Annotated in this window: 22 protein-coding genes; 12 read left to right on the forward strand and 10 right to left on the reverse strand. The window is 71.2% G+C overall.

Annotated elements, in window-relative coordinates; translation table 11 throughout:
• Nucleotides 1–2 precede the first annotated feature (2 nt).
• The 5 genes from ACFYV5_RS28625 to hemL form a co-directional block, all read right to left on the reverse strand.
• Nucleotides 3–740 carry a cytochrome c biogenesis protein CcdA gene (locus ACFYV5_RS28625; RefSeq protein ID WP_355113767.1) on the reverse strand — a complete coding sequence of 246 codons (738 nt, stop codon included), beginning with the start codon at nt 738–740 and terminating at the stop codon, nt 3–5.
• Nucleotide 741: 1 nt separating this feature from the next.
• Nucleotides 742–1,347: a TlpA family protein disulfide reductase gene (locus ACFYV5_RS28630; RefSeq protein ID WP_389173102.1), complete on the reverse strand. Its 606-nt coding sequence runs from the start codon at nt 1,345–1,347 to the stop codon at nt 742–744.
• A gap of 121 nt (nt 1,348–1,468) precedes the next feature.
• Nucleotides 1,469–2,719, reverse strand: coding sequence for a hypothetical protein (locus ACFYV5_RS28635; RefSeq protein ID WP_389173104.1), 1,251 nt, complete (start codon nt 2,717–2,719; stop codon nt 1,469–1,471).
• Between the two features lie 228 nt (nt 2,720–2,947).
• Nucleotides 2,948–3,709: a histidine phosphatase family protein gene (locus ACFYV5_RS28640; protein ID WP_389173106.1), complete on the reverse strand. Its 762-nt coding sequence runs from the start codon at nt 3,707–3,709 to the stop codon at nt 2,948–2,950.
• A complete protein-coding gene (gene hemL / locus ACFYV5_RS28645) occupies nt 3,706–5,013 on the reverse strand; it encodes a glutamate-1-semialdehyde 2,1-aminomutase (protein ID WP_355113775.1) in 1,308 nt (435 codons plus the stop codon). Before hemL ends, ACFYV5_RS28640 begins: the two co-directional genes overlap by 4 nt.
• 256 nt (nt 5,014–5,269) lie before the next feature.
• On the opposite strand from hemL, the gene ACFYV5_RS28650 reads away from it, so the two are divergent.
• On the forward strand, nt 5,270–5,872 hold the full coding sequence (locus ACFYV5_RS28650; protein ID WP_389173109.1) for a hypothetical protein: 603 nt from the start codon (nt 5,270–5,272) through the stop codon (nt 5,870–5,872).
• 169 nt (nt 5,873–6,041) lie between these two features.
• Nucleotides 6,042–6,473 carry a MerR family transcriptional regulator gene (locus ACFYV5_RS28655; protein WP_389173187.1) on the forward strand — a complete coding sequence of 144 codons (432 nt, stop codon included), beginning with the start codon at nt 6,042–6,044 and terminating at the stop codon, nt 6,471–6,473.
• A 29-nt stretch (nt 6,474–6,502) separates the two neighbouring features.
• On the opposite strand, the gene ACFYV5_RS28660 is transcribed toward ACFYV5_RS28655, so the two are convergent.
• The gene (locus ACFYV5_RS28660) at nt 6,503–7,423 is read right to left on the reverse strand and encodes an ABC transporter substrate-binding protein (RefSeq protein WP_389173111.1); all 921 of its coding nucleotides are present in this window, start codon (nt 7,421–7,423) and stop codon (nt 6,503–6,505) included.
• Between the two features lie 248 nt (nt 7,424–7,671).
• Between ACFYV5_RS28660 and ACFYV5_RS28665 the strand changes: the two genes are divergently transcribed.
• The 3 genes from ACFYV5_RS28665 (at nt 7,672) to ACFYV5_RS28675 (ending at nt 9,387) form a co-directional block, all read left to right on the forward strand.
• On the forward strand, nt 7,672–7,917 hold the full coding sequence (locus ACFYV5_RS28665) for a hypothetical protein (RefSeq protein WP_389173113.1): 246 nt from the start codon (nt 7,672–7,674) through the stop codon (nt 7,915–7,917).
• 87 nt (nt 7,918–8,004) lie between these two features.
• Complete coding sequence (locus ACFYV5_RS28670; RefSeq protein ID WP_389173189.1) at nt 8,005–8,847, forward strand: DUF6597 domain-containing transcriptional factor; 843 nt, start codon at nt 8,005–8,007, stop codon at nt 8,845–8,847.
• 15 nt (nt 8,848–8,862) lie between these two features.
• The gene (locus tag ACFYV5_RS28675) at nt 8,863–9,387 is read left to right on the forward strand and encodes a GNAT family N-acetyltransferase (RefSeq protein WP_389173115.1); all 525 of its coding nucleotides are present in this window, start codon (nt 8,863–8,865) and stop codon (nt 9,385–9,387) included.
• Here ACFYV5_RS28675 and ACFYV5_RS28680 read toward each other — a convergent pair.
• Nucleotides 9,384–9,848 (reverse strand): GNAT family N-acetyltransferase, encoded by a 465-nt coding sequence (locus ACFYV5_RS28680; RefSeq protein WP_355113785.1) that lies wholly within the window; start codon nt 9,846–9,848, stop codon nt 9,384–9,386. The genes ACFYV5_RS28675 and ACFYV5_RS28680 overlap by 4 nt on opposite strands.
• 125 nt (nt 9,849–9,973) lie before the next feature.
• Here ACFYV5_RS28680 and ACFYV5_RS28685 point away from each other — a divergent pair, with 125 nt between their 5' ends.
• Nucleotides 9,974–10,711: a Mut7-C RNAse domain-containing protein gene (locus ACFYV5_RS28685; protein ID WP_355113787.1), complete on the forward strand. Its 738-nt coding sequence runs from the start codon at nt 9,974–9,976 to the stop codon at nt 10,709–10,711.
• Nucleotides 10,712–11,039: 328 nt separating this feature from the next.
• Here ACFYV5_RS28685 and ACFYV5_RS28690 read toward each other — a convergent pair whose 3' ends face one another.
• Nucleotides 11,040–11,600 (reverse strand): TetR family transcriptional regulator, encoded by a 561-nt coding sequence (locus ACFYV5_RS28690; protein ID WP_355113789.1) that lies wholly within the window; start codon nt 11,598–11,600, stop codon nt 11,040–11,042.
• A 91-nt stretch (nt 11,601–11,691) separates the two neighbouring features.
• Between ACFYV5_RS28690 and ACFYV5_RS28695 the strand changes: the two genes are divergently transcribed.
• Complete coding sequence (locus ACFYV5_RS28695; RefSeq protein WP_389173118.1) at nt 11,692–13,116, forward strand: FAD-dependent monooxygenase; 1,425 nt, start codon at nt 11,692–11,694, stop codon at nt 13,114–13,116.
• A gap of 8 nt (nt 13,117–13,124) precedes the next feature.
• On the opposite strand, the gene ACFYV5_RS28700 is transcribed toward ACFYV5_RS28695, so the two are convergent.
• Complete coding sequence (locus ACFYV5_RS28700) at nt 13,125–13,658, reverse strand: hypothetical protein (RefSeq protein ID WP_389173120.1); 534 nt, start codon at nt 13,656–13,658, stop codon at nt 13,125–13,127.
• Between the two features lie 75 nt (nt 13,659–13,733).
• On the opposite strand from ACFYV5_RS28700, the gene ACFYV5_RS28705 reads away from it, so the two are divergent.
• Complete coding sequence (locus ACFYV5_RS28705; protein ID WP_355113795.1) at nt 13,734–14,069, forward strand: YnfA family protein; 336 nt, start codon at nt 13,734–13,736, stop codon at nt 14,067–14,069.
• Between the two features lie 50 nt (nt 14,070–14,119).
• Nucleotides 14,120–14,884: an SDR family NAD(P)-dependent oxidoreductase gene (locus ACFYV5_RS28710; protein WP_355113796.1), complete on the forward strand. Its 765-nt coding sequence runs from the start codon at nt 14,120–14,122 to the stop codon at nt 14,882–14,884.
• A 64-nt stretch (nt 14,885–14,948) separates the two neighbouring features.
• On the opposite strand, the gene ACFYV5_RS28715 is transcribed toward ACFYV5_RS28710, so the two are convergent.
• Nucleotides 14,949–16,142 carry an RtcB family protein gene (locus ACFYV5_RS28715; RefSeq protein ID WP_389173123.1) on the reverse strand — a complete coding sequence of 398 codons (1,194 nt, stop codon included), beginning with the start codon at nt 16,140–16,142 and terminating at the stop codon, nt 14,949–14,951.
• A 183-nt stretch (nt 16,143–16,325) separates the two neighbouring features.
• Here ACFYV5_RS28715 and ACFYV5_RS28720 point away from each other — a divergent pair, with 183 nt between their 5' ends.
• From ACFYV5_RS28720 to ACFYV5_RS28730, 3 genes are all read left to right on the forward strand, one after another.
• Complete coding sequence (locus ACFYV5_RS28720; protein ID WP_389173125.1) at nt 16,326–17,156, forward strand: DUF3558 domain-containing protein; 831 nt, start codon at nt 16,326–16,328, stop codon at nt 17,154–17,156.
• A gap of 96 nt (nt 17,157–17,252) precedes the next feature.
• A complete protein-coding gene (locus ACFYV5_RS28725) occupies nt 17,253–17,978 on the forward strand; it encodes a DUF3558 family protein (RefSeq protein ID WP_389173127.1) in 726 nt (241 codons plus the stop codon).
• A gap of 139 nt (nt 17,979–18,117) precedes the next feature.
• Nucleotides 18,118–19,419: a DUF2637 domain-containing protein gene (locus ACFYV5_RS28730; RefSeq protein ID WP_389173129.1), complete on the forward strand. Its 1,302-nt coding sequence runs from the start codon at nt 18,118–18,120 to the stop codon at nt 19,417–19,419.
• Nucleotides 19,420–19,429 lie beyond the last annotated feature (10 nt).

Below are 19,429 nucleotides of genomic sequence, written 5' to 3' on the forward strand. Positions count from 1 at the left end.
GCTCAGATCCCCGGAGTGAAGTCGGCCGCCCAGGACTGCATCTCGGACACGATGCCATCCCAGGCTCCGGTGACGAGCAGCAGGCCGGTGACGATCAGCATGATGCCGCCGATGCGCATGACCCAGACATAGTGCCGCTTCACCCAGCCGAAGGCGCCGAGTGCTCGCCGGAAGGCGATCGCGGTGAGGATGAAGGGCGCGCCCAGGCCGATGCAGTAGGCGACCGTGAGCAGGGCGCCGCGGCCCGCGCTGGCCTCGTTGGAGGCGAGCGCCAGTACGGCGGCGAGGGTGGGGCCGATGCAGGGAACCCAGCCGAGGCCGAACAGCACACCCAGCATGGGAGCGCCGACCAGTCCCGTCACCGGGCGGTTGTGGAAGCGGAACTCGCGGCGGGTGAGCCAGGGCATCGCGCCCATGAAGAAGGCGCCGAGCACGATCGTGAGGGCTCCGAGCACCTTGGAGATGATCTCGCGGTGCGTCTGCAGGACGCTGCCGAAGCCGCCGAAAAGGGCGCCTCCCGAGACGAAGACCACCGTGAAGCCGAGGACGAAGAGCGAGGCGCCGACGGCCATCCGGCCGCGCTTGGCCTCGGCCAGGTCGGTGCCGGTGACGCCGGTCACGTAACTCAGGTAGCCGGGGACGAGCGGCAGGACGCACGGGGAGAAGAAGGAGACCAGGCCGCCGAGGACGGCGATGGGGAGGGCGAGGAGCAGGGCGCCGCTGAAGACCGTCTCGTTCACGTCACTTCTCCGCGAGCAGCGGCTCGATCATCGACCGGAGCTTCTTCTCGTCGAGGGCCATGAGGGAGCGGGCGGCGATCTTCCCGTCCTTGTCGAGGACGACGGTGGAGGGGATGGCCTGCGGGTTGAGCGTGCCCTTGGGGAAGCCGTTGACGATGAGCTTTCCGGCCGGGTCGTAGAGGCTCGGGTACGGGACCTTGTAGTCCTCTTCGAAGGTGATCGCCTGCTGCTTGTTGAAGTCGCGGGTGTTCAGCCCGACGAATTCCACACCCTTCGACTTGAGCTCGGCCGCGACCTTGGCGAAGTGGGGTGCCTCGGCCCGGCAGGGGCCGCACCACGATCCCCACACGTTGAGGACGACGACCTTGCCCTTGAAGTCGGCGATGTCGAGCCGCTCGCCCTCGATCGTCTCGCCCGCGATCGCGTTGGTCGCCTTGCGCTCGCCCTTGGCGACGGTGGAGACACCCCCCGTGTCGGTCACGAAGTTGGTTCCACCGCCGCCGCCGGACTTGCCGTTGTTGTCCGACGTGCAGGCCGACAGCGCGAGGGCGGCCGACAGCGTTCCGACGGCGAGCAGGGTGCGTCGAGAGGCACGGCTAAGGCACATGTGAAAAGTTTCGCATGGGCGTTTGGGGGATCTTGGGCACCCCCCTGGGTGCCCGTAAAGCCCCTTGTCAAGGGGGCTTAAAGGGCATGTCGGGGTCAAGCGGGCCTGCCGGGCGAGCGCGTCAGGCCGGCCTGAGGAAGGCGTTCCAGCCGCCCGCCGGAGACTGGCCGACGTCGAGCGTACGGAGCTTGGCGAGGATCTTGGGGTCCTGCACGTCCAGCCAGTCCACGAACTGCCGGAAGGAGACCAGCCGGACGTCCTTCTTGCCGGCCATGCCCTTCAGGGCCTCCTCGACGGCGTCCATGTAGATGCCGCCGTTCCACTGCTCGAAGTGGTTGCCGATGAAGAACGGCGCGCGATTGGACTCGTAGGCGCGGCTGAACCCGGCGAGATAGGCCTCGGTGGCCTGCTTGCGCCAGCCGGGGTAGCGCGAGGGCATCCCCTTGGTCGTGTTCTTCGACTGGTTGGCGAGCATGTTGTAGTCCATGGACAGGACCTCGAAGGAGCGCCCGGGGAAGGGCACGGCCTGCAGCGGGAGGTCCCAGATCCCCTGGCGCTTGACCGGCCACATCTGGCGGCCGCCGGGGGAGCTGGCGTCGTAGCGCCAGCCGAGCCGCTTCGCCGTGGGCAGCAGGTTGTCCTGACCGAGGAGGCAGGGGGTGCGGCCGCCGACGAGCTCCTTGCCGTAGTCGAAGGGCAGCGGGTCGAGGTCGGTCCAGCCGCTGTTGGTCTTCCACTCGGTGACGAACTTCATCGCCTGGTCGATCTCGCTCTGCCACTGCGCCGGCGTCCAGTTGCCGACGGAGCCGGACCCGCCGCAGAAGTGGCCGTTGAAGTGCGTGCCGATCTCGTGTCCGTCGAGCCACGCCTGGCGGACGTTCCCGAGGGTGTCCTTGATGTGGTCGTCGGTGAGGTAGCCGATGTCGGAGGCTCCGACGCGGTTGTTCGGCGGGCGGTAGAGGTTCTTCTTCGACTCGGGCAGGAGGTAGATCCCGGAGAGGAAGAAGGTCATCGCGGCGTCGTGGTTCTTGGCGAGCTCGAGGAAGCGGGGGAAGAGGCCGTTGCCGACCTCTCCGGCGCCGTCCCAGGAGAAGATCACGAACTGCGGCGGGGTCTGGCCCGGTTCGAGCGGCACGGGGGCGTCGGGCTGGTTCGGCTGCTTCCCGGTGTCGGCGGTGGAACCGTCACCGATGAGCCGGGCCTCTTTCTCGGTGGGTGCGGGCGCGCTCGGGGATCCCGAGGCGTCACCACCCTTACCGGGTCCGGAATTGCCCGATTCGTCCGGGTTGTTGATGCTGCAGCCGGCGACCCCGATCGCCGCGGCGGCCCCAACGCCCGCTCCCAGCAGACTCCTTCGACTGATCCCGCGCATGACGTCCCCATTCGCGCTCGCTCGCGTATGACCGAAAAGGTCATCCAAACCGACAATGAGTGAGATGCCGGGAGTAACACGGAGGTTCCGGTAATGAGCACAAAAATTTCAGGGCGACCAGATGACTTCACGTCATCCGATCGCCCTGAGCATGTACCCCCGCGCGGCCGATGTACATCCGTCAGCGGGACCGAGCGCCTCCGGCCCGCCGGCCTCCCCGCGGAGCGCTCACGCGCCGAACGCCTTCGACTTCCCCTTGACCGGCTTCGCGCCCGCGAGCAGATGCGCGGGGACGAGATCACGGGCCGGCTCGCTGTAGCCGACCGAGACGATCTTGTCGCCCTGGTACGTGAACGAGGTCAGCGAGGCCAGCGTGCACTGGCGGCGCCGCGGGTCGTGCCACAGCTTCCGCTTCTCGACGAAGCTGCGCACGATCCAGATCGGCAGCTGGTGGCTGACGCAGACCGCCTCGTGACCACGGGCCGCGTCCTTCGCCGCGTCGAGGGCGCCCATCATCCGTACGACCTGCTCGATGTACGGCTCGCCCCAGGACGGCTTGAACGGGTTGGTGAGGTGCCTCCAGTTGCCCGGCTTGCGCAGGGCGCCGTCGCCGACGCCGAAGGTCTTGCCCTCGAAGACGTTGCCGGCCTCGATGAGCCGCTCGTCCGTGGCCAGGTCGAGGCCGTGGCTCTTGGCGACCGGCTGGGCCGTCTCCTGGGCGCGCTCCAGCGGGGACGCCACGACGTACGTGATGTCCCGGCCGGCCAGGTGCTCGGCGACCCGGTCGGCCATCTGCCGGCCGAGCTCGGAGAGGTGGTAGCCGGTACGGCGGCCGTAGAGGATGCCGTCGGGGTTCTCCACCTCGCCGTGCCGCACGAGGTGGACGACGGTGATGTCGCTCCCGGTCGAGCCGCCCGCCCCGGTGGAGCCGGTCGCGCCGGTCGGCACCGTCGCCCCGGCCGCCCCGGCCGCCCCGGTCGTCCCGGTCATGCGGTCGCCTCCGCGGCGGCGCGGGCGGCGGCCGGCAGCGCGGCGGCGATCCGCTCGATCGCCCGCTCGTCGTGGGCCGTGGACACGAACCAGGACTCGAAGGCGGACGGCGGCAGGTAGACCCCGTCGGCCAGCATCGAGTGGAAGAAGGCGTTGAAGCGGAAGGCCTCCTGCTTCTTCGCGTCGTCGTAGTCACGGACCTCGGTCGACGTGAAGAACACGGAGAACATGTTGGAGGCGGTCTGCAGCCGGTGCGCGACGCCCTCCTTGGTGAGCGCGTCCGTCACCAGCCCCTGGATCTCCTTCGACACCGCGTCGACCGTGTCGTACGCGGCCTGGTCCAGCAGGCGCAGCTGCGCGAGACCGGCGGCGGTGGCGACCGGGTTCCCGGACAGCGTGCCGGCCTGGTAGACCGGGCCCGCCGGGGCGAGGTGCCCCATGACGTCGGCGCGGCCGCCGAAGGCCGCGGCCGGGAAGCCGCCGCCCATGACCTTGCCGAAGGTCATCAGGTCCGGCTTCACGCCGTCGACGCCGTACCAGCCGGCACGGGAGGTACGGAAGCCGGTCATGACCTCGTCGGAGATGAACAGCGCGCCGTTCTTCGCGCACGCGTCCTTCAGGCCCTGGTTGAAGCCCGGCCGCGGCGGGACGACGCCCATGTTGCCCGGCGAGGCCTCGGTGATCACACAGGCGATCTCGCCCGGGTACCGGTGGAAGGCCTCCTGGACCGCCTCCAGGTCGTTGTACGGCAGGACGATCGTGTCGCCGGCCTGCGCGCCGGTCACGCCGGGCGTGTCGGGCAGCCCGAAGGTGGCCACACCGGAGCCGGCCGCGGCCAGCAGCGCGTCCACGTGCCCGTGGTAGCAGCCGGCGAACTTCACGACCTTGGCGCGGCCGGTGAAGCCGCGGGCGAGCCGGATCGCCGACATCGTGGCTTCCGTACCGGAGGAAACCAGCCGAACCTGCTCGACGGGCTCGATCCGGGCGACGATCTCCTCGGCGAGGGCGACCTCGCCCTCGCCGGGCGTGCCGAACGAGGTGCCGCGCGCGACGGCGGCCTGCACGGCGGCGATCACCTCGGGGTGCGAGTGGCCGAGGATCATCGGTCCCCACGAACAGACGAGGTCGACATACTCCCGACCGTCCGCGTCGGTGAGGTACGGGCCGGTACCGGACACCATGAACCGGGGCGTTCCGCCCACGGCTCGGAAGGCGCGCACCGGTGAGTTCACGCCGCCGGGCGTCACGAGGGACGCGCGGTCGAAAAGCGTCTGTGAGACTGGGGCTTCGTATGAATACGGCACTGTGGTCCTGACCTGCGAGTAAGTCGGCGAGTACGGAGAGACGGCGTGGGCACCCTGTGAATTACGCCGGGGCGTGGTTCCTCCGCGTCTGCGAAACTGGGGCGTCATAGGGATGGCTCACGGAATCCATGGTGTCAGAGGGCCGGACGTTCTTGCGGACAGGTGTTTCACCGCGAGAGCGTGGGGGAGGTCACTGTCACGATGATCGGGTTGCGCGGCGGGGGTCGTGTTGCCTAAAAAGCAGTCGGGTGGAGATATGCATCGCGGTGGCGGACTGGGTGAGGGGACGGACGATCTGGGTCCGGAGCCTGCCCGGCGGGGGCGGCACCGGCGACGGCGCAGGGAAGATCCCACGCAATCCACGGAATCCTCGGAATCCAGGGAATCCACAGGACCCACGACAGGGGGCGGGAGAGGCCGGTTGGGGGTGACGTACAAATACTTCGGCGCACCCGACGGCGCCACGGCGGCCCGCGTCCCGATCTCGATGCGTCCGGAGGAGCTGGGCGGTGACGAGCTCGGCATGGGCGGCATGTTCACGAAGATCAAGCCCGAGACGATAGCCGCGATGGTCCTCACGGGCATCCAGGGCATGCCCCTGCACAAAGTGCCCCCGCTGGAACTGGTGGTCCTCCACCCCGACTACGCCGTGGTGAAGCTGCCCATGACCGTGGTCGACCCGCTGCGCGGCATCGGCGAGGAATCGGTCGGCGCGGCGGCCTTCATCTGGTCCACGGTCCCGGACCGCGGCGGCCCGCGCGACGCCTTCAACGTCTACCAGCTGCTCCACGAGTGGCAGGACTTCTCGGTCCGCCTGCACGAGGCGGGGCACCAGCCGTACTGCCTGGTCTGGCCGTAGGGCTCGCTCTCGCCGGCCTCGGGTTCAATGGCCGGCCGGCCCGCAGGCGTTTCGCCACCCTTCCCGTCCTCATAAGTGCTGAAGTTAGGACAAACAGAAAGAACCGGGCGGGAGCCGTGCCCGTTGGTGCCCGCCCCGAGGAAGGACGGACATCGTGAGCAGACTGCGCCTGGCCGGCGAACCCATGCAGATCGGCGAGGTCGCCGCACGGACGGACCTGTCCCTGCGGACCATCCGCCAGTACGAGGACAGCGGCCTGGTCGTCCCCTCGGCATCGTCCCCGGGCGGGTTCCCGCTCTACACCGACGCCGACGTGGACCGCCTGATGGTGATCCGCCGGATGAAACCGCTCGGCTTCACGATCGACGAGACCCGCGACCTCCTGGCGGCGATGGACCGCCTCGCCGCGGACCGCCCGGACACGGACGCGGAACTCACGCCCGAGGAGCGGTCCGCCCTGGTCGCCCGGGTGCGCCGCTACGAGCGGGCCGCCTCCGGGCGCGTCGCCGAGCTGCGCGCCCAGCTCGCCCGCGCGGAGGAGTTCGCGGGCTCCCTGCGGGCGCGCATGGGCGAGAACACCGAGACCCCGGTCTACGCCTGAAGCGCCTGCCCGCGGACCGAGACCCCGGTCTACGCCTGAAGCGCCGCGGCGACGTCCTCGAAGAAGCGGGCGTACGCCGCCGGGCTCGGCGGTGTCTCCGGGTTCCAGGGCGCCACGCGCGCGTGCCCCACGGGCGGGAACGCGTCGGGTCCGACGGCATGGGCGCGGCTGTCGTGGAGCACCAGGCCCGGGTTCAGCGTGGCAGCGTGCTCCCAGTCGGCCGTGAGCCAGCTGGCGCCGGGACCGGGGCCGGGATCGAGCAGGCGGACACCGAGCTCCTGAAGCCGGGCCAGCTCGGGCCAGGCGTGCGGCCGGGCCAGGTGGACCTGGTCGGGGCCGGCACCGGAGAGGGCCAGGACGGTGCGGTCGCTCCGCGCGGCGGCGGCCCGGAGGACGTCCTCGGCGGAGGCCATCGGATCGGCACCGGGAGCGGGACCAGGACCGGGATTGGGACTGGGAGCGGCACCGGGGCCGGGGCCGGGAGCGGCACCGGCAGGGCGGGAAACAGCGGGAGCACCGAGCGCCGCGCCCAGCTCACCGAAGCGCGCGATGATCGCCGCCAGACTGAGCTCGTTGCCGACCGACAGCGCGGCCAGCGGCACCCCCAGCCGGTCGGCGACCGCCTCGTCCAGCGCGTAGGGGCTCTTCCTGTCGTACGTGACGTCCACGATCAGGTCGGGGCGCAGGCTGCGCAGCGCCTCCTCGTCCAGGGCGCGCCCCGCCCCCAGGTACGGGACGCCCGCCGCCGCCAGCTCCCCCGCCTTGACCGGGTCGAGAGCCGCGCCGTCGTGCGCGGAGCCGTACACCGCGACCGGCGTCACCCCGAGATCCAGCAGCCCCGCCCCGGCCCGTACGTAGGCCACCACCCGCCCGGGCGTCCGTACGGCTGCCGGCGCCGCACCCCTGTCGTCGGTGAACCCCCACGCCCCCGTGGCCCCTGTGTCCGTCATGCGGCTACTCCCTCCCCGGCCGGAATGCGCCTCTCCCGCCACCTTGAAGCGCTTCCCCGGCCCACACAAGAGGGCCTCCCGCCAGGCCCCGAGGGCCAGGTCTTCCGCCCGGGCCCCCTGCCGAAAGTCCCGCATCATCGTGTTAACTGAACATGTCGGGAGGAAGAAGGAGAAATCGTCAGCGCCGTACACACGCGCCGTCTCCCCGGGCGCGTCCCCGTACCGGCCCTCTCGCCCTGGAGTCAGCCATGTCGACCTTGCCCGGCCCGTTCTCGGACCCCCGCGCCATCACCGTCCTCGGCATGCTCGCGGCCACCGCCGCGGGGTGCGTGGCGCTGGGCCTGCGCGCCCGCGCTCGCCGCGCACAGGCGGCCGCGCCGCTGGAGCGCGTCTGGCACCCCCAGGAGACCGTTCCGCTCACCCCCGCCGAGGAGCACGCCTTCGGCCAGGTCGTCTCGCACCTCTCAGTGGGTTCCGCGGGCCGCCTGCGGTGAGCGGGGCCGCCGCCTAGGGTGCGCGGCATGACTGCTTCCGGCATGGCTGCTCCCGGCACGGCTGCTTCCGGCGTGACCGCTTCTGGCATGACCGTCTCCGGTCCGCGCCGTGACACCCGGGGCATCGTGGACGCCGCCGAGCTCTTCGCCCGCGTCCGGTTCCGCCGCGACGAGCCGGCCCCGGAGCTGCGCCCGTACGTGGACAACTACTGGTTCATCGACTGGGACCTGTCCGCGCCGTACGCCTCCCATGTCGTCCCGCATCCGTCCGTGAACGTCGTCTTCCAGCGTCAGGGGGAGGGCTCCTCCGGGACGGCCTCGGGCGAGGTCGCGGGGATCGGGCTCGACCTGTTCACGAAGAAGCTCATGGGCGTCGGCCGGGTCTGCGGAGTGAAGTTCCGGCCGGGCGGCTTCCGGCCCTTCGCCCCCGCACGGCCGGTGTCGGCGTGGACGGGCCGGCGCGTCCCACTCGACGAGGTGTTCACGGGCACGGGGGACGCCTCCGTGGCCGCCGTCCTCACCCCGGAGACCGACCACGCGCGCGTGGCGGCCCTCGACGCCTTCCTGCTGACCCACGGACCCGAGCCCGACCCGCAGGCCGCCCAGGCCATGGCGCTGGTGGACCTGGTCCGTACGGACCGCACGATCCGCCGCGTGTCCGAACTGGCCCGCGCGCAGGGTCTCTCGAGCCGGTCGCTGCAGCGGCTCTTCGCGAACTGCGTCGGGGTCGGCCCGAAGTGGGTCATCCTGCGCCACCGCATCCACGAGGCCCTGGAACGCGCCGAGCCCGCCGAGGCGGAGGGTTCCTTGGACTGGGCCGGTCTCGCGGCGGAGCTCGGCTACAGCGACCAGGCCCATCTCGTACGGGACTTCACGGCGACGGTCGGGGTGTCACCGACCGTGTACGCCCGCCGCCTGTCGGCCCCCTGACCTACAGTGCGCGCCATGGACACCCACGCCTCACCGATACGCCTGGAGCCTTGGTCCGAGGGCGACTTCGGCCTGCTGCGCGCCATGAACGCGCCGGAACTCATGGAGCACCTCGGCGGCCCCGAGACCGACGAGGCGCTCACCAAGCGCCACCAGCGGTACATGCGGCTGAGCGCCGACCGTACGAGCGCGGAGCTGATGCTCAGGATCGTGCTGCTCCCCGAGGAGGTCGCGGTCGGCAGCATCGGCTACTGGAAGCAGACCTGGGACGGGGAGCCGGTGTACGAGACGGGCTGGACGGTGCTTCCGGGGTTCCAGGGGCGGGGCGTCGCGACGGCGGCCACGCGCGCGGTGGCCGAGCTGGCGCGGGCCGAGCTCACGTACCGCTTCCTGCACGCCTTTCCCTCGACGGACAACGGGGCCTCGAACGCGGTGTGCCGGAAGGCCGGCTTCGAGCTGCTCGGTGAGCGCGCGTTCGAGTACCCGCCCGGCCGTCCGCTGCGCTGCAACGACTGGCGCCTGGACCTGGAGGCTCCCTAGCCGTCCGAGCCGGGACCGTCCGATCCGTCCGCGGTCAGCGACTTGGTGAAGTGGAAGGCCACGATGTCGAGGCGCTCGCGCAGGTAGAAGCGGTGCGCCCCGGTGCGGTGGGTGCCGGAGTCCAGGTTGAGCTCGTGGCAGCCGCTCTCGCGCGCGTGCCGCTCCAGGTGCGCGAGGAGCGCGTGTCCGACGCCGGTGGAGCGGGCGGTGGCGGCGGTGACCAGGTCGTCGACGTACAGCTTGCGGATCGCGCTGGTGTTGTCGATGATCCGCCAGCCGGCGGCGCCCACGCAGGTGCCGTCATCGGCATAGGCGGCGCTGAAGCGCAGGCCCTGCGGCCGGCCGTTGCGGTGGATGTCATGGAAGAGCTGCGGCGTGAGGTGCGGACGCAGCTCGCGCAGGACGGGAAGCAGGTCGGCTTCCAGGCGCGGGTCCCCGGGCTCGAGGTCGATGATCTTCATATCGGGACCGTATCGGAGGGCCGGGGCGGCCGGGGTGGACCGGGACCCCGCCCGCGAGGCCGGGGCGGAGGCCGCGGGGCCGAATTCCCTGGCCGCCCAGCGTGCCGCGGTGACATCCTGTCCCCGTGAACGGACCGGAGATCCAGATCAGTTTCGCCCCCGGCCTGCGGCTCTTCGTCCCGGCCGAGCGCCGCCCGGGGCGCACCGCCGTCGCGACCGACGGCGCCTCCACACTCGGCCATGTCGTGGAGTCGCTGGGCGTTCCGCTGACCGAGGTGGGGCGGCTGCTGGTGGACGGGCGCCCGGTGGAGACGTCCCACATCCCCGCGGCGGGAGAGACGGTCGAGGTCGAAAGCGTCGAGCGCCCCCAGCCGGTCCCCGGCGCCCCGCTCCGGTTTCTCCTCGACGTGCATCTGGGCACGCTGGCACGCCGGTTGCGGCTGCTCGGCGTCGACGCGATGTACGAGAGCGAGGACATCGGCGATCCGGCGCTGGCCGCGCTCTCCGCGAAGGAACGGCGCGTGATGCTCTCCCGGGACCGCGGCCTGCTGCGCCGCCGGGAGCTGTGGGCCGGTGCCTATGTGTACAGCGACCGGCCCGAGGACCAGCTCCGTGACGTCCTCGAGCGGTTCGCGCCGGTCCTGGCGCCCTGGACCCGCTGCACCGCCTGCAACGGGCGGCTCACCGACGCCGACAAGGACTCGGTGCGCGAGCGGCTGGAGCACGGCACGCAGAAGACGTACGACGTCTTCGCGCGGTGCACGGAGTGCGAGCGGGTGTACTGGCGGGGAGCCCACCACGCGCGCCTGGAGGCGATCGTCACGGACGCCCTGCGCGAGTTCGGCGGCGCGGCGGCGCGCTGACCCGACAGCGGGCCCTGGGGACCCTTGCGACCCAGCCCTAGCGACCCGGCCCGGCGGGCCCTGGCGACCCGGCTGTGCGGTCCCGGCGACCCGGCCCTGGCGACACGTCCGTGCGGTCCCGGCGACCCGGCCCTGGCGACCCGGCCCAGCGGCGCGCTGACCCGGCCCAGCGGCGCGCTGACCCGGCAGCGGGCCCCGGCGGCCCCGGGGACCCTTGCGGCCCGGCCCTGCGGCCCCGGCGACCCGGCGGGTCAGCCGAGTTCGCCCGCGCGCAGACGCTCGGCCTGTTCGGCGCTGGGCTGGACGGTCCGTACAGCGACCCGGCGCTCTACGGCTCCGGCGCCGTCAGATAGCGCTGGATGGTCGGCCCCAGCCAGGCGACGATCTCCTCGCGGGACATCTCGACCGCCGGCCCGAACCGCAGCACGTAGCGGGTGAGCGCCATGCCGAGGATCTGCGAGGCCACGAGCGCCGCCCGGCGCGGCGCCTCGGCGGGGTCGGGGCAGACCCCGCGGGTGAGCGGGCCGAGCTGGCTCGCGAAGACCTCCTGCATGCGCTCCATGCCCGCCTCGTTGGTGACGCCGACCCGCAGCAGCCCGGTCAGGACGTCGTCGCGCTCCCAGCGGTCGATGAAGTGCGTGACCAGGGCCACGCCGACGTGCCGGGACGGCAGGCCGCCCAGCTCGGGGAGTTCCAGCTTGAAATCGGCCGCCGCGGCGAACAGCCCCTGCTTGCTCCCGTAGTAGCGCATCACCATCGACGGATCGATCCCGGCGTCGCGGGCGATGGCCCGGATCGTGGCGCGCTCGTAGCCGTCGGAGGCGAAGCGTTCGCGGGCGGCGTCGAGGATCGCGGCGCGGGTGCCGTCAGAACGGCGGGCGGTCGTCATGCCAACAACTGTAGGCCAACGGGTGTTGACACTCCATCACGGCGCACCTACATTTGCCAACAAGCGTTGACCAACAGGTGTTGACCAACAGGTGTTGGCCAACGACCGTGGGCACCACCACACCCAGGAGGCAGCCATGAACCACCAGGACACGGACGTCCTCGTCGTCGGAGCCGGCCCCACCGGAATGCTGCTCGCCGGCGACCTCGCCGCCGCGGGCCTGCGCGTCACCCTGGTCGAGCGCCGCGCACACGGCATCAGCAACATCACCCGAGCCTTCGCCGTGCACGCCCGCACCCTGGAACAGCTCGACGCCCGCGGCCTCGCCGACGAACTCGTCGCGACAGGCACCCCCATCACCCGGATGCGCCTCTTCGGCCGCGCCTCCCTCGACCTGACCCGACTGCCCACCCGCTTCGCCTACCTCCTCGTCGCCCCCCAGTACGAAGTCGAGCGTCTCCTCGAACGCCGCGCACTGTCCACAGGTGTGGACTTCCGGTACGGAACGGAACTCCGCGCCCTGAGCCAGGACGCCGACCAGGTCACCGCCGAACTCACCGGCCCCGACGGCACCCCCGTCACCCTCCGCGCCCGCTACCTCGTCGGCACCGACGGCGTACGCAGCGCCGTGCGCACCGCACTCGGCCTGCCCTTCCCCGGCACCTCGGTCATCCGCTCCCTCGTCCTCGCCGACGTCCGCCTCACCGAGAAGCCCGACGACCTGCTCACCGTCAACGGCGGCGGAGACTCCTTCGCCTTCATCGCCCCCTTCGGCGACGGCTGGTACCGGGTCATGGGCTGGAACCGCACGCGCCAGGTCCCCGACACCGAGCCCGTCGACCTCGACGAGATCCGCGAGATCGCCCGCCAGGCCCTCGGCACCGACTACGGCATGCACGACGCCCGCTGGATCTCCCGCTTCCACAGCGACGAACGCCAGACCCCCGCCTACCGCGTCGGCCGCGTCTTCCTCGCCGGCGACGCCGCCCACGTCCACTCCCCCGCCGGCGGCCAGGGCATGAACACCGGCCTCCAGGACGCCGCCAACCTCTCCTGGAAGCTCACCGCCGTCCTGCGCGGCGAAGCCCCCGACCCCGAAGCGCTCCTCGACAGCTACCAGGCCGAACGCCACCCGGTCGGCGCCACCGTCCTCCGCAGCAGCGGAGCCATCATCCGGCTCGCCATGGCCCACGGCCCCCTCCTGCGCACCGCCCGCACCCTCGCCGCACGCGTCCTGGACACCGCACCCCCCGCCTCCGCCAAGGTGCTGGGCATGCTCAGCGGAATCGGCATCACCTACGGCCGGGGCACCCGACGCGTCCCGGACCTGAAGCTCCGCGAGGGCCGGCTCTACGAACTGCTCCGCGCGGGCGAGTTCGTCCTCATCGCCCCCGAAGGCACGACCCCGGACCTGCCGGCCGCCCCCACCACCCCGGCCCGCGTCACTCGGGCCACCTGGACCGACCCCACCCGCCGCTCCACACTCCTCGTCCGCCCCGACGGCTACACCGCCTGACCGTCGGCTCAGAAGACGTACGGATCACCGGTGGCCAGGACCAGCACACGATGCCGGTCGTTCCCCGGATTCCCGTCGGTGGTCCCGTCGGTCCACACCGTGGAGATGTCGACCGTCATCTCGTCCGGAGAGCCCGCCGTCCGCAGATCGAGAGCCAGCTCGCCGATCGCTCCCGCCGCCCGCAGCTCAGCCGTCCGGCAGACCACCACCCGGTCGCTCCCCCACAGACAGGACGGCGGCAACTCCTGCCCACCCGCCAGCGGCTCGGAGAAGGCGAGCCGCACGGTCGCCCGGGACACGTCCGCCGGCCCGTGGTTCTCGCTCACCAGCCAGACGCCGAGCCGGCCCTCCCAGAGGGAGACATGCCCATGATGGGCCAGATCGGCCTCGGACCCCGCGGCTTCGAACCCCGCGGTCTCGAACCCCGTGGCCTCGCCCGCCGCGGCCTCGCCGCCGCCCACGGCCCGGGCACTCTCGCCCGCACCCAGCACCACAGCGGCCGCCAACGCCGTCCCGAGCAGGGCCTTGCGCATCGCACTCATACCCCGAAGATACCGACAGATCGCCCTATATTCTGACTACCCGTCAGTCAGCGTGTCCCGTGGCACCCTGACCCCATGCTCATCGCCCGCTCCGCCGCCCTCTTCGCCCTCGCCGCCCTCTTCGAGATCGGCGGAGCCTGGCTCGTCTGGCAGGGCGTCCGCGAGCACCGCGGCTGGATCTGGATCGGCGCCGGAGTCCTCGCCCTCGGCGTCTACGGCTTCGTCGCCACCCTCCAGCCCGACGCCGACTTCGGCCGGATCCTCGCCGCCTACGGCGGAGTGTTCGTCGCCGGATCCCTCGCCTGGGGCATGGTCGCCGACGGATACCGCCCCGACCGGTGGGACATCCTCGGCGCCCTCATCTGCCTCGCCGGCATGGCCGTGATCATGTACACCCCACGGGCCCGCTGACCCCCGCATATCCTGACCGCACCATCGACCACACGCTCGAGGAGCACGTCATGACCGCCGCCGGTACCCCCATCGCCGTCGTCACCGGAGCGAGCAGCGGTATCGGCGCCGCCACCGCCAGACAGCTCGCCGCCGCCGGATACCGCGTGGTCCTCACGGCCCGCCGCAAGGACCGCATCGAGGCACTGGCCGCCGAGATCGTCGAAGCCGGACACCAGGCGACCGCCTACGCCCTCGACGTCACCGACCGCGAGGCCGTCCAGACCTTCGCCACCGCCTTCCGCACCATCGCCGTCCTCGTGAACAACGCGGGCGGCGCCCTCGGCGCGGACCCCGTCGCCACCGGCGACCCCGACGACTGGCGCCAGATGTACGAGGTCAACGTCATCGGCACCCTCAACATCACCCAGGCCCTGCTCCCCGCCCTCACCGCGAGCGGCGACGGCACGGTCGTCGTCCTCTCCTCCACCGCGGGCCACTCCACGTACGAGGGCGGCGCCGGCTACGTCGCGGCCAAGAACGGCGCCCGCGTCCTCGCCGAAACCCTCCGCCTGGAGATCGTCGGCACCCCGGTCCGCGTCATCGAGATCGCCCCCGGCATGGTGAAGACCGACGAGTTCGCCACCACCCGCTTCCGCGGCGACACCGAAAAGGCCGCCAAGGTCTACGCGGGCGTGCCCGACCCCCTGACGGCGGACGACGTCGCCGACACCATCACCTGGGCGGTCACCCGCCCCCCGCACGTCAACATCGACCTCCTGGTCGTCCGCCCCCGCGCCCAGGCCTCGAACACCAAGGTCCACCGCGAGCTGTGAGCGGTCACCCCGCAGCGCGAAGAGGGGCCGACGCCCATGGCGTCGGCCCCTCTTCGTCCATCCGTCAGCCCTTCACGCAGATGACCTGCTTCAGCTTCGCGACGACCTCGACCAGGTCCCGCTGCTGATCGATGACCTTCTCGATCGGCTTGTACGCACCCGGGATCTCGTCCACGACGCCGGAGTCCTTACGGCACTCCACGCCCCGCGTCTGCTCCTCCAGGTCCCGCGTCGAGAAGCGCCGCTTCGCCGCGCTCCGGCTCATCTTCCGGCCCGCGCCGTGCGAGGCCGAGTTGAAGGACGCCTCGTTGCCGAGCCCCTTCACGATGTACGAACCGGTGCCCATCGAGCCCGGGATGATCCCGAACTCGCCGGAGCCGGCCCGGATCGCGCCCTTCCGCGTGACGAGCAGGTCCATCCCCTCGTACCGCTCCTCCGCCACGTAGTTGTGGTGACAGGAGATGACCGGATCGAAGGTCACCTTCGCCTTGCGGAACTCCCGCCGGACGACCTCCTGGAACAGCGCCATCATGATCGCGCGGTTGTACTTCGCGTACTCCTGCGCCCAGAAGAGATCGTTCCGGTAGGCCGCCATCTGCGGGGTGTCCGCGACGAACACCGCCAGGTCCCGGTCCACGAGCCCCTGGTTGTGCGGCAGCTTCTGCGCCTCACCGATGTGGTACTCGGCGAGTTCCTTGCCGATGTTCCGCGACCCGGAGTGCAGCATCAGCCAGACCGCACCCGACTCGTCGAGACAGAACTCGATGAAATGGTTGCCGCTTCCGAGCGTTCCCATCTGCTTCTGGGCACGTTCGTGACGGAATTTGACCGAGTCGGCGACCCCATCGAAGCGCGACCAAAAGTCGCCCCACCCCGCCGTCGGGAACTGGAACAACCGTGAGGGGTCCACCTCGTCCCGGTGCATCCCCCGCCCCACCGGAATCGCCTGCTCGATCTTCGACCGCAGCCGCGACAGATCCCCCGGCAGGTCGTTCGCCGTCAGCGACGTCTTCACCGCCGACATCCCGCAGCCGATGTCCACACCGACCGCCGCCGGACAGACCGCCCCGTGCATCGCGATCACGGAGCCGACCGTCGCGCCCTTGCCGTAGTGCACGTCCGGCATCACGGCCAGGCCCTTGATCCACGGCAGCGTGGCCACGTTCTGGAGTTGCTGCATGGCGCCGCCCTCCACCGTGGAAGGATCGGCCCACATCCGGATGGGTACCTTCGCACCCGGCACCTCTACATACGACATACTTCCTCGATTCCCCCAAAAAACCTGATAACGCAAAAACCGGCTCCAAGGCCCGTACAGGTGACGACGGACCGGCATCAACGGCAGTGCGTGCGATACACATTGTTTCCACCGACCGGACTCCGGCGGCAAACAGTTTTCGGGGAAGTCGGGGAAGTCTTCGGGAGAAGGGAGCCTGGGAGCGTGCAGCGACAGGCGTACGTACCCGGTCTGACAGCGCTCGCGGCGGCGCTCGCCTTGGGCCTCACCGGATGCTCCTCGGGTGCCGGAGCCGGGGTGGACGCCGTCGACTCCAAGGCCGGCCCCGCCTCCGATCCCGCCCCTCCCGGCCGCTACCGCACGCTCTTCGAGCCCTGCGGTTCCGTCCCGCAGGCCACGCTCAAGGGCCTGCTCCCCGGCGCCGCCCAGCTCCCCGACGAGGAGCGCGAGCAGGCGTACCGCGGCACGGCTGTCGTCACGTACGACACGGACCGTCGGGTCGGCTGCAACTGGAAGGCCGACACCGCCGACGCCTCGCACCGGCTGCGCCTCGACATCGAGCGGGTGGTGTCGTACGACCCCGCCGTCAGCGACGACGACCGCGCGCAGGAGGTGTTCTCGGGCAAGCAGGTGGCGGCGGACCTTCCCGCGCCCCAGCAGACTCCTCAGTCCCCTCCCGCCACGCAGACGCCCGGAACCCCCGGCACCGGCACCGGCACCACGGCTCCCGCGAGCCCCGCCGCACCCACCGGTTCCGCCACGACCCCGATCCCCACGGGCCCGGCCACCACCGGTCTGGAGCCCCGCGTGCTCGACGGCCTCGGGCAGGTCGCGTTCCTGGACGACGTGCTCAGTTCCGGCGGCCCGGACGGCCGGCACCGCACCGTGAGCGTGGTGTTCCGCACATCCAACGTGATCGTGACGGTCGAGTACGTGGAGCAGACGAGCGGTTCCGCGGAGCCGCCGGACAGCCGGGAACTGCAGGAAAAGGCCCGGAATCTGGCTCGGCTGCTCGCCGAGCGCCTGGAGGAGTAGCCGTGCGGTGCCGCTCCGTGAGCGCGCCGGGAGCACGTAACGTGTCGGCGTACCGTGGCCGCCGGCCGGACCGTACGACTAGCGACTGAAGGAACCATGCACCGATCAGCCCCGCGACTCACCCGCATACTCGCCTGCGCAGCCGTCCCGGTGATGCTCGTCGTCGCCGGCTGCTCGTCGGACTCCGACGGCGGTTCGGGCTCTCCGGACAAGGGCCGGGGTTCGGCGTCCGCCACCCCCAGCGCCCAGCAGTCGACGAAGACGGTCGAGCCCGCGAAGTACGCGAAGCTGCCCGACGTGTGCAAGGCCATCTCCGCGAAGACGACCGCGAGCCTGGTTCCCAAGGCGAAGGTGAAGAACGGTACGGCCGCTCCGTCCAGCGACACGACGAGCCGCGGTGGCTGCTCGTGGAACGGTCTCGACGACAAGGGCGTGAAGGGCTCGCAGTACCGCTGGCTCGACGTCTCGTTCTACCGCTACGAGTCGGACGCCACGCTCGGCAGCGGCCAGGAGAGGGCGCAGGAGAACTTCGCCAAGGAGCTGGCCAAGCTCCAGGCGACGGAGGGCGCGAAGAAGCTGCGCACCACGGACGCGCCGGGCGTGGGTGAGCAGTCGAAGGCCGTGGCCTACGAGCTGAGGAAGACGGGCGAGGACTTCAAGTACGCCTCGGTCGTGGCGCGGACCGGCAATGTGCTGGTGCTGCTGACGTACAACGGCGCCGGTTACTGGGGGGCGGCGGCTCCTGCGGACAAGGTGATGATGGACGGCGCGGTGAAGGCGGCCAAGGAGGCCGTCTCGGCGGTCGCGGCCACGGCGCAGTAGCGGCCGGGGCGGCCACAGGTCGCGAACACCCGTATTTGCGCATGTTTTCGAGGAGTCCGTCCCTCCCCCGGGGGCCGGGCTCTTCGCGCGTGTGCCACGCTGTGCCCGCGAGATGTGGACTGACGGGAGGGGATCGCGGGTGGCCGCGGTGCAGCTGACACGCACGCACAAGATTCTGATCGGGGTGGTGGTCGCCGGTGCGGTGGTCATCGCCGGTATCGGTTTCGCGGGTTCGTACGCCGCTGTGCGTGAGCTCGCCGTCGAGAAGGGCTTCGGCGACTTCTCCTATTTCTTCCCGATCGGTATCGATGCCGGCATCTGTGTGCTGCTCGCGCTGGATCTGCTGCTGACGTGGATACGGATCCCGTTCCCGCTGCTTCGGCAGACGGCGTGGGTGCTGACCGCGGCGACGATCGCGTTCAACGGCGCGGCTGCCTGGCCGGACCCGCTGGGTGTGGGTATGCATGCCGTGATCCCGATGCTGTTCGTGGTCGCGGTGGAGGCGGCGCGCCATGCGGTGGGCCGGATCGCCGACATCACGGCCGACAAGCACATGGAGGGTGTGCGGATCACGCGTTGGCTGCTGTCGCCGATTCCCACGTTCCGGTTGTGGCGGCGGATGAAGCTGTGGGAGCTGCGCTCGTACGAGCAGGTGATCAAGCTGGAGCAGGACCGGCTGATCTATCAGGCGCGGCTGCAGGCGCGTTTCGGGCGGGCGTGGCGGCGGAAGGCGCCGGTGGAGGCGCTGATGCCGCTGCGGCTGGCGAAGTACGGCGTGCCGCTGGCGGAGACGGCGGCGGCGGGGCTCGCGGCGGCGGGTGTGGAGCCGGCGTTGCTCCCGGCGCAGCCGGTGGCGGCTCAGCAGGTCCAGCAGATCCAGCAGCAGGTCCAGCAGCCGGTCCAGATCGCTCCGCAGCTTCCCCAGGGCGCTGTCCAGCAGCAGGGGCCGCAGCCGGTGCAGCAGCCCGGCCGGCAGCAGGGCCCGCAGTACGGGCCGCAGGCGGAGCCCGAGCAGGAGCCGAATCACGACAGCCCGTGGTTCCAGGCCCAGCAGCTGCCGCCGGAGGCGTACGAGGGTGCTTACGCTCCTCAGATCGTCGAGGGTCTGGAGCCCACGCCGGTGGCGGTGCCGTACGGCCCCGAGGAGCTCCCGATTCCCGGACCGCGCCAGGAGCAGGGTCCGGAGCAGTTCGAGGAGTATCCGGAGTACGTGGAGCCGGAGCCGGAGCCGCCGGTGGAGGACTTCCTGGAGGCGGCGTACAAGGCGCTGTTGACGTACACCGGTGAGAACCAGATGCCGCCGAGCGTCGAGCAGCTCGACATACTGCTGAGCGACCGGTACGGCGTCCAGCATCCGCGCAGCGCCGCGCTGCTGCGGCAGTGGATGCCCGGGCTGCGTCAGCGCATGGAGCGGGAGCTGGCGGAGAACCACATCGCCTGACCGGCCGCTG

This window comes from Streptomyces sp. NPDC003035, assembly GCF_042888285.1.
Lineage (GTDB): Bacteria > Actinomycetota > Actinomycetes > Streptomycetales > Streptomycetaceae > Streptomyces.

What these genes read in the sequence shown, in the direction of transcription:
- ACFYV5_RS28630 (WP_389173102.1), bottom strand. Translation starts at nt 1,347, where the DNA reads ATGTGCCTTAGCCGTGCCTCTCGACGCACCCTGCTCGCCGTCGGAACG.
- ACFYV5_RS28635 (WP_389173104.1), bottom strand. Translation starts at nt 2,719, where the DNA reads ATGCGCGGGATCAGTCGAAGGAGTCTGCTGGGAGCGGGCGTTGGGGCC.
- ACFYV5_RS28640 (WP_389173106.1), bottom strand. Translation starts at nt 3,709, where the DNA reads ATGACCGGGACGACCGGGGCGGCCGGGGCGGCCGGGGCGACGGTGCCG.
- ACFYV5_RS28650 (WP_389173109.1), top strand. Translation starts at nt 5,270, where the DNA reads ATGCATCGCGGTGGCGGACTGGGTGAGGGGACGGACGATCTGGGTCCG.
- ACFYV5_RS28660 (WP_389173111.1), bottom strand. Translation starts at nt 7,423, where the DNA reads ATGACGGACACAGGGGCCACGGGGGCGTGGGGGTTCACCGACGACAGG.
- ACFYV5_RS28665 (WP_389173113.1), top strand. Translation starts at nt 7,672, where the DNA reads ATGTCGACCTTGCCCGGCCCGTTCTCGGACCCCCGCGCCATCACCGTC.
- ACFYV5_RS28670 (WP_389173189.1), top strand. Translation starts at nt 8,005, where the DNA reads ATGACCGTCTCCGGTCCGCGCCGTGACACCCGGGGCATCGTGGACGCC.
- ACFYV5_RS28675 (WP_389173115.1), top strand. Translation starts at nt 8,863, where the DNA reads ATGGACACCCACGCCTCACCGATACGCCTGGAGCCTTGGTCCGAGGGC.
- ACFYV5_RS28680 (WP_355113785.1), bottom strand. Translation starts at nt 9,848, where the DNA reads ATGAAGATCATCGACCTCGAGCCCGGGGACCCGCGCCTGGAAGCCGAC.
- ACFYV5_RS28690 (WP_355113789.1), bottom strand. Translation starts at nt 11,600, where the DNA reads ATGACGACCGCCCGCCGTTCTGACGGCACCCGCGCCGCGATCCTCGAC.
- ACFYV5_RS28700 (WP_389173120.1), bottom strand. Translation starts at nt 13,658, where the DNA reads ATGAGTGCGATGCGCAAGGCCCTGCTCGGGACGGCGTTGGCGGCCGCT.
- ACFYV5_RS28705 (WP_355113795.1), top strand. Translation starts at nt 13,734, where the DNA reads ATGCTCATCGCCCGCTCCGCCGCCCTCTTCGCCCTCGCCGCCCTCTTC.
- ACFYV5_RS28710 (WP_355113796.1), top strand. Translation starts at nt 14,120, where the DNA reads ATGACCGCCGCCGGTACCCCCATCGCCGTCGTCACCGGAGCGAGCAGC.
- ACFYV5_RS28715 (WP_389173123.1), bottom strand. Translation starts at nt 16,142, where the DNA reads ATGTCGTATGTAGAGGTGCCGGGTGCGAAGGTACCCATCCGGATGTGG.
- ACFYV5_RS28725 (WP_389173127.1), top strand. Translation starts at nt 17,253, where the DNA reads ATGCACCGATCAGCCCCGCGACTCACCCGCATACTCGCCTGCGCAGCC.